This is a genomic window from Paucibacter sp. JuS9, from assembly GCF_044043925.2.
Classification (GTDB): Bacteria; Pseudomonadota; Gammaproteobacteria; order Burkholderiales; family Burkholderiaceae_C; genus JAUASW01.
On record NZ_CP194172.1, the window covers coordinates 2,830,727 to 2,844,788 of the forward strand.

The following is a 14,062-nucleotide window of genomic DNA, read 5'->3' on the forward strand; positions in this document are numbered from 1 at the left end:
GCAAAAGGAAGACAGGTTCCAACGAGCCTATGAATTCGTCGAATTATGGCCGGACTGGTCGAACCGCCCCAGCCCGACTTCCGTCAGCCGCTCTGCACGACGCAAGAGGTACAGCACATCCATCCGCATCCCCTGTGCCATGGCCAGACCTTCGTCGGCACCGGCCACCAGCAAGGCCGTGGCCCAGGCATCCGCCCGCATGCAGGTACGCGCCAGCACGGTGACCGAGGCCACCATGTTGCGCACGGGCGCGCGGCGGCGCGGATCCATGGTGTGTGCCAAGCGCGCCCCCTCCACGTCCAGATAGCGTCGGTAGTCGCCCGAGGTGGCCACGGCAAGGTCCTCCAGCGCGATGACCCCGTGCACCGCGCGGCGCCCAGCCTCAGGGCGTTCGAGCGCCACGGCCCAGGGCTTGCCGCTGGCCTGAGCGCCCACGGCGCGCAGTTCGCCGTCAAGCGCAGCCAGCGCATGTCGCACACCGTGCTGCTGCAGAACGAGGGCCATGCGGTCCACCGCATATCCCTTTGCAATGCCGCACAAGTCCAGTTGCAAGGGCGAATGCTTGCGCGCACGCCCGGCAGGTCCATCCAGCTCAATGCATTCGTGTGCGGCAACCGGCATGGCCTCGCGCGCGAGGCGAATCGCCTGCGCATCAGGTGCATCGCGCACCGCGCCAAACCCCCAAGCATCGACCAGCGCCCCTACGCAGGGATCGAATGCGCCGGCGCTCAGGCGATTGACATCGAGCGCACAGTCCAGCACCTCCAGCATTTCAGCAGGCAGCGCCACCCACTCGCCCACGGCTGCGCGATTCAGCCGCGCGAGATCGCTGTCCGGTTTCCAGGGTGACATCTGCTGGTCGACCTGCTCAACCGCTACGGCCAAGGTCTGCTGCAAGGCTGACAGGTCGACGGCGTTGCCAACATCGATGCTGACCGACCACCGGGTACCCATGGTCGGGCCGTGGAGGGTCATGCGCCGACCAGGCGCGGCCGCCTCAGAAGACATCTTCGGCATAGCGCTCCTCCGCTTTGAGCGTCGCAACGCTCTGCAGGGGTGCCAGCACCAGGTTCAGCGCTGCGACCACGCCCTGTGCCATGACACGGCTTCCGCAGACGCGCACGATGGCCCCCTGCGCGAGCAGGGCGCGCAAGCGTTCGGCATCTCGGCGCAGTGCATCTTGAACATAGCCGCCGCCATCAGGCACGCGAGAGAACACCGCCTGCAGCGTTGCCAGGCGCCCGTCGCCGAGCCAGCGCTGGAGCTCGGGCTCGAAGTAGAAGTCCCGTGCGGGATCGCGCCCTCCAAAGTACAAGTGCATCGGGATGCGCCTGTCGTTGCGGCGAATGAAGCCGGCCAGCGGTGCCACGCCCGTGCCTGCCCCGATGAGCACAACAGGCCGTCGAGTTCGCGGCAGTGCAAAGCCAGGATTGGACCGAATGAAGGCTGTGATGCTGTCGCCCACCCGAAGGCCCAGCAAGCTGGTTGAGCACAGGCCACCGGCCATCTGACGCACGCAGATTTCCAGGAACCCATCTTCCTGGCCCGATGCCAGCGAGTAGTAGCGCGGCACCGCAGAACCCGGCGGCACGATGCCAACGAGGTCGCCTGCAGCGAACCGCGACAGACCGTGCCCGCACAGGCGAGCCCACAGACGCTGCGCAGGCCACGCAAAGCGCAGGATCGCCGTAGCTCCACCTTGAGCATCTGGATAGTCCTGGCGCGCAACAAGCGTGAGCGCCGTCGTGAACGGTATGCGCGGCACATGCTCCAGCACCAGTTTTTCACCCAGTGCCTGTGCCAGGGCGTCGCCCCAGCGCGCAAACTGTTGGCCCGATTGCTGATGGATGCACTCCAACGGCAGCAGTGCCGGCCAGCCCTGCGCGCGCAGCCTCTGGTCCAGCGCAACAGCAAAAGCGCAGAAGGCCGGAAACTGCCGCTCACCGAAGCCCAGCACGGTCACCGGCACAGCGCTGGCGTCAAGCTTGGCAATGCGGTCCAGGGCCTGGCTGGCGTGCGCCGGGGCCTGACCTTCGCCATAGGTCGCGGCAAGCACAAACACCAGCCGCGTGGCTGCCGTCGTTCGAAAGTTCTCCAGCGGGCCGGAGTGAACGCGATGGCCGCCATCGCTCAATGCCTTGTGCAGTGTCTGAGCAAAGCCCCAGGTGCTGCCCCCTTCACTGGCCACAAAGATGAGCACGTCGGCCTGCGTGAGCGGCGTGTTTCCTGCGATCTGCGTCCTCTGGCGGCGTGCTTGCCACCAGATGACCATGCCCGACAGCCAGAACAGCAACACGCTGGCGCCTGCGGAGCCGAGCACAAGGGCCCAGAGCCAGGCGGCCTCACCCGTGTGCAGGACCACGGCCAGGTCGTTGACGCGCTGCGCAAGGGTGGCGTCTTGCCAGGCCAGCATCTGGCCAGAGTACCGGTCAATCCACCCTTGCCCCTGGGCAGTGGCGACCTTCCAGGTGTCCTCCGGGTCGGCAGCACTGGGGAAAGTCAGCTTTCGCAGATCCTTCACTGCAAAGTTCTCCAGCGAACCCAGTTGCGCAGCGGGCAAATCAGGCCTGCCGGTGGCCACAGAGAGCACCTCGGGCTCAGAGCTGTCAAGCGCCACGAGGCCCAGGGTCGAGGCGCTCATGGTCAGCGCGGTGATCGACGTCAGGCACAGCACGGCGAGCAGCACCCGGCCCGCGACCACATGGATAAGCTGCGCCAGCGAGCCACGCACCCGCGCCGACAGCCGCCGCCAGCCGCCCATGCGTCGCAGCAATAGCACCAGGGCGGAAACGCACAGCAGGCCCATGCTCAGCGCAACGCCCGCCGCAGCCCAGCGTCCGGCGTCGCCCAACAGCAGCGAGCGGTGGAGGTTCTTCACCCAGCGCGGCAGCGCCGACGCTTGCCAGGCACCAAGCACCTTGCCATCGGCGGGGTCCATGTAGGAAGCCAGCGGCTGCTCACCCGCAAAGCTGAACACCACGATGGCCCCTGAAGGCAGGCGGCGAATCTCTTCCGTGTCCGGGACATTGCGCTTCACACGCTCCGCCAGGGTCGTCACCCGCAAGCTGCCTGGCGCGGCAGGCGCCTCCCATGCATGCAGGACCGGGTCGAGCGCCAGGATGGCGCCTGTGATGCCCAGCACCACGGTCAGGGTGCCCAGGGTCAGGCCGAGCCAGCGGTGAACGGCCTTCCAGCTCATGCGAGCCCGTTCACTTGAGTTGGAAAGTCACGGACTGGATGTACTGCTTGCCGGCCAGAGGCTTGCCTGCGTTGGCGGTGGACAGTGGGATGCGAACCTCCGATGGGCTGTCTCGCATGTCCTCTGCCGCGGCGTCGAGCCGGATTTCATAGCCCCCGTCAATCAGCGCATTTGCAAGATCGGCGGTGACTTTGAGCGTGCGCCCGGCACCCACACTGGCGCCGGTCACGCCATCCAGGCGCTTTCCGTCTCCGGCCGAGAGGCGGTTCCAGTCAGACAGGTGCTTGTAGTACTTGGCCTTGCCGCCCGCCACCCACAGCGTGCGCACATAGGTGCCTTTGGCATCGGTCAGGTATGCCGCCAGGTAGGCGCCATCGCCGCCGTAGTTCTTGAGCTGGGCGGTCAGCGTGAGCGGACGGCCTTGTGCCAAGGTGGGCAGGGCCAGTGCGCAGGCGGTGCCCACAATGGTCATGAGGGGTTTGGGCATGATGCTGCTCCTGTGGGAAAGGGGTTACACAAGCTGGCCACGTGGCGCGCTGCCTGAGGCAGGCTTGGACGCTGGCACGGGAGCGCCCTCCGGCAGTGGCGGCCGGGGCTGCTTGGCAGCAGCCGCGTCATCGTGGTCGCGTTCCCGGCTACGCTGGTGTCCGTTCTTCTTCAACCTCAACACCTTCAGGGTTTCCGGATCGACCTTGGCCTTGAAGCTGCGGCCTTGAGCATCCGTACCGAGAATTTCATAGCAGCCGTCGTCGATCTTCAGCCGCTTGACCTGCCAGCCCTGCGCCGATGCCCACCGCCCCAAAGCTTCGCGCGACTGCCAGCGGTTCACAGGTGCTTCGCAATCGTCGCCAGCCCACGAGGGCAGGACAGCCAGGCCAAGCGACAGAGCGAAGAAGCCATGGCGCAACGAGGGCAGGTAGTTCATGGAAGGCTCCAATCAAGAGGGCTGGCACACGACGGTATCCCAGCGGCAACGCGCATCTGCATGCGGCATGCGCTCTCCTGCTGCCTGGCAATATTGACGTGCGATGCTTAAGCACAGCTGAATGGCTGAGCGTCAGGCTTGCCGGCCTGGGCCGCGCGGCGCTACCAGAAATGTGAAGGGCCACCATTGCATGTCTGGCAATGGTGGCCCAGCGCACATTGGGGTCAAGGATCAGTATTCAGCGCCGGCCGGGCTCACGTACCCCGGCGCCAGATTCTCGAACTTGGTGTGCATGCGCTGGAACGCCAGCTTCACCGTGCCCACCGGACCATTACGCTGCTTGGCAATGATGATCTCGGCCACACCCGGCTCCTTGCACTCGTCCTTGGTGTAGTACTCATCTCGGTAGATGAACATGATGATGTCGGCATCCTGCTCGATGGCGCCCGATTCGCGCAGGTCAGACATCATGGGCCGCTTGTCGGGCCGCTGCTCCACCGAGCGGTTGAGCTGCGACAGCGCAATCACCGGGCACTTCAATTCCTTGGCCAGGGCCTTCAGGCCCCGCGAGATTTCACCGATGACGGTGGCACGGTTCTCTTCGTTGCCGCCGCCATTGCCGCTCATCAGCTGCAGGTAGTCGATGATGATCAGGCCCAACTGGCCGCTGATGCGGGCCTGGCGGCGCGCACGCGCACGCACCTCGGACGGGCTCAGGCCCGGGCTTTCGTCGATGTAGATGTGGGCCTTGCCAAGCTTGTCGACGGCTTCGGAGAGGCGGCCCCATTCGTCGTCATTCAGGCGGCCCAGGCGCAGGCGGCTCTGGTCGATGCGGCCGACCGAGCCGACCATCCGCAGGGCCAGCTGCGCGGCGCCCATTTCCATCGAGTAGATGACGACGGGCAGGCCTTCGTTGATGGCCACGTTCTCGCCGATATTCACCACGAAAGCGGTCTTGCCCATCGAGGGGCGCGCCGCAAGGACGATCAGGTCGCCCGGCTGCAGGCCGGCGGTCATGTTGTCGAGGTCGTAGAAGCCGGTGCGCACGCCGGTCACGTCTTCGGCGCCGTTCTCGGCCAGCTCGTTGACGCGGTCGATCAGCGCCACGATCAGGTTGTCCATGCTCTGGAAACCCTGGCCGCTCTTGTTGCCTTCCTCGTTGATGCGGAAGATCTTGCCTTCGGCCTCGTCGACGATGTCCTTCACAGCCCGGCCTTGCGGATTCATCGCGGCACTGGCGATCTCGTCGCTGGCGCTGACCAGCTTGCGCAGCACGGCGCGCTCACGCACGATTTCTGCATAGCGGCGCAGGTTGCCGGCGCTGGGCACGCTCTGGGCCAGCGCGTTCAGGTAGGCCAGGCCGCCACATTCCTCGGCCTTGGCCAGCGAGGTGAGCTCCTCGAACACCGTCACCACGTCGGCCGGCTTGCCACCGTTGATCAGCTTGCCGATGGCGGCAAAGATCTGCTTGTGCTCGTAGCGGTAGAAGTCGGTGTCGCTCAGCAGGTCACCGGCACGGTCCCAGGCGCTGTTGTCGATCAGCAGGCCGCCCAGAACGCTTTGCTCGGCCTCGACCGAATGCGGTGGCACGCGCAGGCGGGCGACTTCGTCGTCAATGCCGGATGAGGGGGAGGAGAAGATCGCTGACATCGCTGTGGACAACCCTGGGGACAAGCGGGGGAAACTGATTGAACAACATCAGCCTCCAGAAACGACGAAGCCGACACCCAAAACAGGCGTCGGCTTCCTGGATCTAAGCAGCCGGGAAGGCTGCTGACCATAGGGGCACTACTTACTCAGCTTCGGCAACCACTTGCACCGAGATGTCCACCACCACGTCGGTGTGCGGAGCCACGGCGATGGCGAAGTCACCGATGGCCTTCAGCGGGCCATTGGGCAGGCGGACCTGGGCCTTGGCGATGGCGAAGCCCAGCTTGCCCAGCGCTTCGGCGATGTCGGCATTGGTGACCGAACCGAACAGACGGCCGTCCACGCCAGCCTTCTGGGCGATGCGCACGGTCTTGCCGTTCAGGCTTTCGCCCAGGGCGGTAGCGGCTGCCAGCTTTTCAGCGGCGATCTTTTCCAGTTCGGCGCGCTTGGCTTCGAATTCCTTGATCGCGGCGGCCGTGGCACGGCGTGCCTGGCGGGTCGGGATCAGGAAGTTGCGTGCGTAGCCGTCCTTGACCTTGACGACGTCGCCCAGGTTGCCGAGGTTCGCGACCTTTTCAAGCAGGATGATTTGCATGTTCGGTTACTCCTCAGACCTTGTGCTGGTCGCTGTACGGCAGCATGGCCAGGAAACGGGCGCGCTTGATGCAGACCGTCAGTTGGCGCTGGAAGAAGGCGCGCGTGCCGGTCAGGCGAGCGGGCGTGATCTTGCCGTTTTCGGCGATGAAATCGCGCAGGGTGTCGATGTCCTTGTAGTCGATCTGCTCGACACCGGTGACGGTGAAGCGGCAGAAACGCTTGCGACGGAACAGCAACGATTGTTGATTGCGCTTGGGCTTCTTGTCTTTGGAGAAGCGACCTTTACCACGTGCGGGAGGCATAGTGATGTCCTTGTTAATTCAATCCGGTATCGAACGACGGGCTGGCTGATTGGCGCTCCAGGACGGTGACGTGGAAGATGGTTCCACGGCCGTTGCGCTGGTTGCTGAGAAACCCCTTGAAGAGGGCATTCCCTGCGACACCAAGCGCCTGGATGCTCCGACAGATCTCTCCGATGGCCACCGCCTTGATCTCCATGGAGACTTTGCGTGGTCTGCCTGCTTCGGTCACCTCGGACTCCGCTTTGAGCGTGAAGTCCAGGGCGGCCAAGCCGGCCGGTGTGTATCTGACGAGGCCCAACTCCTGTATTTGCGCCTGCAGAACCAGCTGGTTCATGGTGCGCAAACTTGAAGGAAATGGTCCAGTGCCGACCCAATCAGCTTAGGCGTTGGCGTCTTGCGGGGCCTTGCGGGCCTCTTCACGCTCGACGGCCTTCATCATCACCGACGGCGTGGTCTCGGCCTTGTCCTTGGCCACGGTCAGGTGACGCAGCACGGCGTCGTTGAAGCGGAAGCCCGTTTCGAGTTCAGCCAGGACTTCCTTGCTGCATTCGATGTTCAGGCACAGGTAATGGGCCTTGGCCAGCTTCTGGATCAGGTAGGCCAGTTGACGGCGACCCCAATCTTCGACGCGATGCACAGCACCACCGCCAGCGGTGATCAGGCCCTTGTAGCGCTCCAGCATGGCCGGAACTTGTTCGCTTTGATCCGGATGGATCAGCAGAACGATCTCATAGTGACGCATAAACACTCCTTGAGGGTTCCAGGCTCTAGCCGCTTCGACACAAGTCTTGTCGCACAGAGCCCGTGGAAGCCGCCCCACAGCGTCAGCGACGTGGGTACGGCAAGGGAAGCCCGCGAGTATACCCTGAAGCGCAGCTGAGGCCAAACCTGACCGGCTCAGCGGTCGGGCGGGGCATGGAGATGCTCGACCAGGGCCTGCTGTTCCGCAGTCGGAGGACGGGTCAACAAGCTGACCAGCACGCAGACCGCGAAGGCCGCCGGCACACCGAACACACCAGCCGACAGGGGCTGAATGCCCCACCACAGCTCGGGTGGCCCGGCCAGTTTGAAGGCCGAGCGCAGCCAGGGATGGGCAGTGACCATATAGTAGCCGGTCAGCGCGAGGCCGGTCAGCATGCCGGCGATGGCGCCAGGCCCGTTGGCACGCTTCCAGAAGATGCCCAGCACGAGCACCGGGAAGAAGGCAGAGCCAGCAAAGGAAAATGCCGCCGTCACCAGGAAGAGGATGTCGGCCGGTTTCTGCGCAGCCACCGCCGCAGCGGCCAGGGCGGTCAGCAGCAGCAGGGCCTTGGACATCGTCACCCGCCGCGCCGTGGAAGCCCGCGGATTGATGGTGCGGTAGTAGACGTCGTGCGAGAGCGCGCCCGAGATCGTCAGGAGCAAGCCATCCGCCGTCGACAGCGCTGCCGCCAGGCCACCGGCCGCCACCATGCCCGAAACCACATAGGGCAGCCCGGCCATCTCCGGTGTGGCCAGCATGATGATGTCGCCGCCGATGCGCATCTCGCCAAGCTGCAAGAGGCCGTCCTTGTTGATGTCGCTGACCGAGAGCAAGCCGGGGTCGACGCGCGCCCACTGCGACATCCAGCCCGGGAGTTGATCGAAGGGCGTGCCCACCAGGGTGTTGAAGACTTCGTACTTGACCATCACCGCCAGCGCTGGCGCGGTGAAATAGAGCAGGCAGATGAAGAACAGCGACCAGGCGACCGAGCGGCGCGCTTCACCCACGCTGGCCGTCGTGAAGTAGCGCACCAGGATGTGCGGCAGGCCCGCCGTGCCGACCACCAGGCAGAACACCAGGGCCAGGAAGTTGCGGCGTGAGTCACTGAACTCGCGCTTCTCGTCGGGGCTGCCGGTCGGGTCGCCCGCGAACTGCTGCGCATGGGGCGGCATCCCAGCCAGCGGCTTGGCGCGCTGCTCGGCCAGCGCTTGCGCGCGGCGCCATTGGTCTTCGGCCTCAGGTGGCGTGCGCGGCAAGGCGGCGCGGCGCTTCTCCGCCGCCTGGATCTGCGCCAGCGGCGCGTCTTCGGCCTTCAATGCGGCCACCTGCCGGGTGGCCGCAAGCCGTTCCCGGGCCAGCGAGGCCGGCACGTCGCGCAGCATTTCGCTGTAGTCGTTCGCCCGCTGCTCGAACGCCCGCATCACGGCCAGCTCGCGCGTATCGTTCATCAGCTCGCGCTCGCGCGTGCTGACGCTTTGCAATTGGTAGCCGTAGGTCAGCTGCGGAATCGGCGCGCCCGTCTGCTTGATCGACAACCAGACCACCGGCACCACATAGGCAATGATCAGAATGATGTATTGCGCCACCTGGGTCCAGGTGACGGCACGCATGCCACCCAGGAAGGAGCAGACAAGCACGCCGCCCAGGCCCACGAACACGCCGATCTCGAAGGTCAGGCCGGAGAGCCGTGTCGTGATCAGGCCGATGCCATAGATCTGCGCGACGACATAGATGAAGGAGCACAGGATGGCCGCCGTCACACCGACCAGGCGCACGCCATTGCCGCCATAGCGCTCGCCCAGAAAGTCGGGCACCGTGTAGCGGGCGAACTTGCGAAGGTAGGGTGCGAGCAGGAGTGCGACCAGGCAGAAGCCGCCAGTCCAGCCGAGCACGAAGGCCAGGCCGCCATAGCCGGACAGGTAAAGCGTGCCGGCCATGCCCAGGAAGGTGGCCGCGCTCATCCAGTCTGCGCCGGCCGCCATGCCGTTGTAGAGCGCCGGCACGCGGCGGCCGGCGACGTAGTACTCGTCGGCATCCGTCGTACGGCACAGCACGCCAATGCCGGCGTAGAGCAGCACCGTGCTCAAGAGGAACAGGAAGCCGATCCAGCTCTTGGGCAGGCCCAGGCGCTCCAGCAGGGCCAGCGTCAGTACGAAACCCACGAAGCCCGCCGTGAACCAGGCATAGATGCGGTTCAGCCGGCGCGAAAAGCCTGGGGCTTCGGGGGTCTGGGCAGGGGCGGACATAGGCCGGCGATCATGCAAGCGCGCAGCGCGGGCGTCGATTCAGACGAACCCGCGTGCACGCCATGCGCCGTCTGCTGCGCGACCTACTTTCGTACAGCCAGGCGCTGCCAGGTGTCGATCACGGTGTCCGGGTTCAAGGAGATCGAGACGATGCCTTCCTGTGCCAGCCAATCGGCAAAGTCCGGATGGTCGCTGGGACCCTGGCCGCAGATGCCGATGTACTTGCCGGTGGCGCGGCAGGCCGTGATGGCGCGCGAAATCATCGCCTTGACGGCCGGATCACGCTCATCGAAGTCGCCGGCCAGCTGTTCCAGGCCGGAGTCGCGGTCCAGGCCCAGCGTGAGCTGGGTCAGATCGTTGGAGCCGATGGACATGCCGTCGAAATGCTCCAGGAACTGGTCCGCCAGGATCGCGTTGCTGGGCACTTCGCACATCATGATGATGCGCAGGCCGTCCGTGCCGCCAGAGGCCGCGCGCTTCAGGCCGCGCTCCGCCAGCATCTCCACCACGCGCTCCGCCTGGCGTACGGTACGCACGAAGGGCACCATGATCTCGACATTGGTCAAGCCCATGTCATGGCGCACGCGCTTCAGCGCTTCGCACTCCATCGCGAAGGCATCTGAGAATTCACCGCTGATGTAGCGCGAGGCGCCGCGGAAGCCCAGCATCGGGTTCTCTTCATCGGGCTCGTAGCGCGAACCACCGATCAGCTTGCGGTACTCGTTGCTCTTGAAGTCCGACAGACGCACGATTACCGGCCGCGGGAAGAAGGCAGCGGCAATCGTGGCGATGCCTTCCACCAGCTTGTCCACGTAGAAGGCGCGCGGCGAGGCGTGGCCACGGGCCACCGACTCCACGGCCTTCTTCAGGTCCGCATCGATGTTTGGATAGTCGAGGATGGCCTTGGGGTGGACGCCGATGTTGTTGTTGATGATGAACTCAAGCCGCGCGAGGCCGACGCCGCTGGAGGGCATCTGCGCGAAGTTGAAGGCCAGCTGCGGGTTGCCGACGTTCATCATGATCTTGATCGGGCAATACGGCAGCTCACCGCGATGCACTTCGCTGACTTCCGTCTCGAGCAAGCCGTCATAGATGAAGCCCGTATCGCCTTCCGAGCAGGCGACCGTCACCAACTGACCGTCCTTCAGCTTCTCGGTCGCGTCGCCGCAACCGACCACGGCCGGGATACCCAGCTCGCGCGCAATGATGGCCGCGTGGCAGGTGCGGCCGCCGCGGTTCGTGACGATGGCGCTGGCGCGCTTCATCACCGGCTCCCAGTTCGGGTCGGTCATGTCGGTCACCAGCACGTCGCCAGGCTGGACACGCTCCATCTCGGCCACGCTGTCCACGAGGCGCACCGGGCCGGTACCGATCTTCTGGCCGATGGCGCGGCCTTCGGCCAGCACCGTGCCCTGACCCTTGAGCTTGTAGCGATGCTCGACCTGGCCTTCGGCCTGGCTCTTCACCGTCTCGGGGCGGGCCTGCAGGATGTAGATCTTGCCGTCAACGCCGTCGCGGCCCCACTCGATGTCCATCGCGCGGCCGTAATGCTCTTCGATGATCAGCGCGTACCTGGACAGCTCGATCACCTCCTCGTCGTTCAAGGAATAGCGGTTGCGGGCCTCAGGCACCGTGTCCACGGTCTTGACCAGCTTGCCCGACGCCGCCTTTTCTTCAGGCGTCGAGAACTCCATGCGGATCAGCTTGGAACCGAGGTTGCGGCGGATGATCGGCAGCTTGCCGTTGCGCAATGCCGGCTTGTGCACATAGAACTCGTCCGGATTCACGGCACCCTGCACCACCGTCTCGCCGAGGCCATAGCTGGAGGTGATGAAGACCACGTCCTTGAAGCCGCTCTCCGTGTCGATGGTGAACATCACGCCGGCCGAACCGAGGTCGGAGCGCACCATGCGCTGAACGCCGGCCGACAAGGCCACATCGGCATGGGCGAAGCCCTTGTGCACGCGGTAGCTGATCGCGCGGTCGTTGTAGAGCGATGCGAACACTTCCTTCATCTTGTGCAGCACCTCTTCGATGCCGTGCACGTTCAGGAAGGTTTCCTGCTGGCCCGCGAAAGAGGCATCCGGCAGGTCTTCTGCGGTGGCAGAGGAGCGCACGGCGAAGGTGACGCCGGGGTTGTCGGCCGTCAGCTTGGCAAAGGAGCTGCGGATCTCGGCTTCGAGGTCGGCCGGGAACGGCTGCGCCTCCAGCCAGCCGCGGATTTCGGCGCCAGCTTCGGCCAGCGCGCGCACGTCGTCGATGTTCAGTGCGGCCAGGCGCGCTTCGATGCGCTTGTCCAGGCCCTCGTATTTCAAGAACTCGCGGAAGGCATGCGCAGTGGTCGCAAAACCGCCAGGCACACGCACGCCGGTGGCGGCGAGCTGCGAGATCATTTCGCCGAGGCTGGCGTTCTTACCGCCAACGACCTCGACGTCGTTCATTCTCAGATTCTCAAACGGTACGACCAGGGCGGTCGCGTCAAGGCGAGAAGACATGGGAGGGCTCCGTGATGTTGTGAATCTGGGGCTCCCACCGACCGCAGGTCGGCGCAGGACGCGGCTTCAGACGATGTCACCCAGCCAGCATTTCTGGATTCTTGTGGGTTGTGGGGGGTGGACATCGGAGGCGTCGCTGATGGCGTTGACGGCGATTCTACGGGTAAGCGCCACTATGATGAAAAGAGTTCCACGAGGGTTACAGCATGCCCAATCGCACCGTGTATTTCGTCTCGGATGGCACCGGCATCACCGCCGAAACCTTCGGCAACTCCATCATGGCCCAGTTTCCGGGCAAGCCGCGCCATGTGCGCCGCCCCTTTGTGGACACGGCCGAGAAGGCCTACGAGGTCTGCCGGGAGATCAACGAGATGGGCGAGCGGGAAGGCCAGCGGGCCATCGTCTTCGCCACCTTGGTCAATCGCGAGGTACTGGCCATCGTGCGCGAGCATTGCAGGGGCAAGGTGCTGGACATGTTCGGCACCTTCATCGAGCCACTGGAAGAGGAGTTCGGCGTCAAGAGCAACCACCGGGTGGGCCGCTTCTCCGACGTGGCCAAGAGCCAGGAGTACCACGACCGCATCGAGGCGATCAATTTCTCGCTGGCCCATGACGATGGTCAATCGGCCCGCAACCTGGACGCGGCCGACGTGATCCTGGTTGGCGTGAGCCGCTGCGGCAAGACGCCCACCTCGCTCTACCTGGCGATGCAGCATGGCATCAAGGCAGCCAACTATCCGCTGATCCCGGAAGACTTCGAGCGCGGCAAGATTCCGTCCTCGCTGGCGCCGCACCAGCGCAAATGCTTCGGCCTGACCATCGACCCCGACCGCCTCAGCCAGATCCGCAACGAGCGCCGCCCGGGCAGCAAGTACGCCGACCTGATGAACTGCCGCTACGAGGTCAATGAGGCCGAGACGATGATGAAGCGCGCCGGCATCTCCTGGCTTTCGTCCACGCACAAGTCGATCGAAGAGATCGCCACCACCATCCTGAACGACATCCGGCCCGACCGTCTGATCTACTGATGCCGGCCGCCGCCATTGCCCTCGTGCTCTGCGCCGCGCTCTTGCATGCACTCTGGAATCTCGGCGCCAAGAAGGCAGGCGGCAACCATCATTTCGTGCTGGCCTGCTCGCTGGGCGTGAGCCTCTTGTGGGCACCGCTGGCGCTGTGGGTGGGCTGGGAGCAGTTCCCTCAGTGGACGAGTGCGGCCTGGCTGGCCGCCCTGGCCAGCGCCATCCTGCATCTCTTCTATTTCAACGCCCTGCTCGCCGGCTACCGCGCCTCAGACCTGAACGTGGTCTATCCGGTGGCACGCGGCAGCGGGCCGGCCTTGTCTGCCACGGCGGCGGTGCTCTTGCTCGGCGAGCACCTGGGACTGGCGGGCATGCTGGGACTGGCGGGCGTGGTTGGCGGCATCTTGCTGATTGCCGCGGGGCCGGGGCTCTGGCGCAAGGGCGACCCCGAGGCCGCCAGGCGGCGCAAGCTCGGCCTGGCCTGGGGCGCCCTGACCGGCGCGACGATTGCGGCGTACACCGTGGTGGACGGCTATGCGGTCAAGGTGCTGCTGCTGTCACCCTTGCTGCTGGACTGGGTCTGCAATGTCTTGCGCGTGCCCTTCATGCTGCCCAAGGTGCTGCATGACCGCAGCGGCTTCGTGCCGGCACTGCGCCAGCAATGGCCTTACGTGCTCATGGTCGCAGTGATGAGCCCGCTGGCCTACATCCTGGTGCTCTATGCGATGCAGATGGCGCCGCTGTCGCGCGTGGCGCCGGCACGTGAGCTGTCGATGCTGGTGGCCGCCTTGCTGGGCGGGCAGCTGCTGAAGGAAGGCGAGCGCCACTGGCGGCTTGCCGGTGCGGGCTGCATAGCCGCCGGCGTCGTCGCGCTGACCTTGTGAGGG

13 protein-coding genes are annotated in these 14,062 nt (G+C 65.2%); 2 read left to right on the forward strand and 11 right to left on the reverse strand.

Translation table 11 applies throughout. The features are described 5' to 3' along the window. Positions 1 to 27: 27 nt before the first annotated feature. The 11 genes from ABT392_RS12650 to ppsA all read right to left on the reverse strand — a co-directional run bounded on the left by ABT392_RS12650 (position 28) and on the right by ppsA (position 12,156). The gene (locus ABT392_RS12650; protein ID WP_334276201.1) at positions 28 to 1,017 is read right to left on the reverse strand and encodes an FAD:protein FMN transferase; all 990 of its coding nucleotides are present in this window, start codon (positions 1,015 to 1,017) and stop codon (positions 28 to 30) included. Continuing rightward, on the reverse strand, positions 998 to 3,199 hold the full coding sequence (locus ABT392_RS12655) for a PepSY domain-containing protein (protein WP_395385605.1): 2,202 nt from the start codon (positions 3,197 to 3,199) through the stop codon (positions 998 to 1,000). Before ABT392_RS12655 ends, ABT392_RS12650 begins: the two co-directional genes overlap by 20 nt. Positions 3,200 to 3,209: 10 nt before the next feature. Further along, positions 3,210 to 3,686 (reverse strand): DUF2271 domain-containing protein, encoded by a 477-nt coding sequence (locus ABT392_RS12660; RefSeq protein WP_334276203.1) that lies wholly within the window; start codon positions 3,684 to 3,686, stop codon positions 3,210 to 3,212. 24 nt (positions 3,687 to 3,710) lie between these two features. After that, complete coding sequence (locus ABT392_RS12665; RefSeq protein WP_334276204.1) at positions 3,711 to 4,124, reverse strand: PepSY domain-containing protein; 414 nt, start codon at positions 4,122 to 4,124, stop codon at positions 3,711 to 3,713. 231 nt (positions 4,125 to 4,355) lie between these two features. Then, positions 4,356 to 5,774, reverse strand: coding sequence for a replicative DNA helicase (dnaB, locus tag ABT392_RS12670; protein WP_334276205.1), 1,419 nt, complete (start codon positions 5,772 to 5,774; stop codon positions 4,356 to 4,358). 142 nt (positions 5,775 to 5,916) lie between these two features. Continuing rightward, positions 5,917 to 6,369: a 50S ribosomal protein L9 gene (rplI, locus tag ABT392_RS12675; protein ID WP_334276206.1), complete on the reverse strand. Its 453-nt coding sequence runs from the start codon at positions 6,367 to 6,369 to the stop codon at positions 5,917 to 5,919. Positions 6,370 to 6,382: 13 nt separating this feature from the next. Further along, entirely contained in the window at positions 6,383 to 6,673 is a 291-nt protein-coding gene (rpsR, locus tag ABT392_RS12680; RefSeq protein WP_282823638.1) for a 30S ribosomal protein S18, read from the reverse strand. 13 nt (positions 6,674 to 6,686) lie between these two features. Continuing rightward, positions 6,687 to 7,007, reverse strand: a complete 321-nt coding sequence (priB, locus tag ABT392_RS12685) for a primosomal replication protein N (RefSeq protein ID WP_334276207.1) — start codon at positions 7,005 to 7,007, stop codon at positions 6,687 to 6,689. Positions 7,008 to 7,052: 45 nt separating this feature from the next. Continuing rightward, positions 7,053 to 7,415 carry a 30S ribosomal protein S6 gene (rpsF, locus tag ABT392_RS12690; RefSeq protein ID WP_282823640.1) on the reverse strand — a complete coding sequence of 121 codons (363 nt, stop codon included), beginning with the start codon at positions 7,413 to 7,415 and terminating at the stop codon, positions 7,053 to 7,055. Positions 7,416 to 7,570: 155 nt separating this feature from the next. Then, positions 7,571 to 9,661 carry a sodium:solute symporter family protein gene (locus ABT392_RS12695; RefSeq protein WP_334276208.1) on the reverse strand — a complete coding sequence of 697 codons (2,091 nt, stop codon included), beginning with the start codon at positions 9,659 to 9,661 and terminating at the stop codon, positions 7,571 to 7,573. 83 nt (positions 9,662 to 9,744) lie between these two features. Beyond that, on the reverse strand, positions 9,745 to 12,156 hold the full coding sequence (gene ppsA / locus ABT392_RS12700; protein WP_334276209.1) for a phosphoenolpyruvate synthase: 2,412 nt from the start codon (positions 12,154 to 12,156) through the stop codon (positions 9,745 to 9,747). A gap of 206 nt (positions 12,157 to 12,362) precedes the next feature. On the opposite strand from ppsA, the gene ppsR reads away from it, so the two are divergent. After that, positions 12,363 to 13,184 carry a posphoenolpyruvate synthetase regulatory kinase/phosphorylase PpsR gene (gene ppsR / locus ABT392_RS12705; protein ID WP_334276210.1) on the forward strand — a complete coding sequence of 274 codons (822 nt, stop codon included), beginning with the start codon at positions 12,363 to 12,365 and terminating at the stop codon, positions 13,182 to 13,184. Next, positions 13,184 to 14,059 (forward strand): EamA family transporter, encoded by an 876-nt coding sequence (locus ABT392_RS12710; protein ID WP_395385604.1) that lies wholly within the window; start codon positions 13,184 to 13,186, stop codon positions 14,057 to 14,059. Before ppsR ends, ABT392_RS12710 begins: the two co-directional genes overlap by 1 nt. Positions 14,060 to 14,062: the final 3 nt, after the last annotated feature.

Excerpts from the sequence above, each read along its gene's own strand:
- ABT392_RS12650 (WP_334276201.1), bottom strand. The coding sequence starts at position 1,017 with ATGCCGAAGATGTCTTCTGAGGCGGCCGCGCCTGGTCGGCGCATGACC.
- ABT392_RS12655 (WP_395385605.1), bottom strand. The coding sequence starts at position 3,199 with ATGAGCTGGAAGGCCGTTCACCGCTGGCTCGGCCTGACCCTGGGCACC.
- ABT392_RS12660 (WP_334276203.1), bottom strand. The coding sequence starts at position 3,686 with ATGCCCAAACCCCTCATGACCATTGTGGGCACCGCCTGCGCACTGGCC.
- ABT392_RS12665 (WP_334276204.1), bottom strand. The coding sequence starts at position 4,124 with ATGAACTACCTGCCCTCGTTGCGCCATGGCTTCTTCGCTCTGTCGCTT.
- dnaB (WP_334276205.1), bottom strand. The coding sequence starts at position 5,774 with ATGTCAGCGATCTTCTCCTCCCCCTCATCCGGCATTGACGACGAAGTC.
- rplI (WP_334276206.1), bottom strand. The coding sequence starts at position 6,369 with ATGCAAATCATCCTGCTTGAAAAGGTCGCGAACCTCGGCAACCTGGGC.
- rpsR (WP_282823638.1), bottom strand. The coding sequence starts at position 6,673 with ATGCCTCCCGCACGTGGTAAAGGTCGCTTCTCCAAAGACAAGAAGCCC.
- priB (WP_334276207.1), bottom strand. The coding sequence starts at position 7,007 with ATGAACCAGCTGGTTCTGCAGGCGCAAATACAGGAGTTGGGCCTCGTC.
- rpsF (WP_282823640.1), bottom strand. The coding sequence starts at position 7,415 with ATGCGTCACTATGAGATCGTTCTGCTGATCCATCCGGATCAAAGCGAA.
- ABT392_RS12695 (WP_334276208.1), bottom strand. The coding sequence starts at position 9,661 with ATGTCCGCCCCTGCCCAGACCCCCGAAGCCCCAGGCTTTTCGCGCCGG.
- ppsA (WP_334276209.1), bottom strand. The coding sequence starts at position 12,156 with ATGTCTTCTCGCCTTGACGCGACCGCCCTGGTCGTACCGTTTGAGAAT.
- ppsR (WP_334276210.1), top strand. The coding sequence starts at position 12,363 with ATGCCCAATCGCACCGTGTATTTCGTCTCGGATGGCACCGGCATCACC.
- ABT392_RS12710 (WP_395385604.1), top strand. The coding sequence starts at position 13,184 with ATGCCGGCCGCCGCCATTGCCCTCGTGCTCTGCGCCGCGCTCTTGCAT.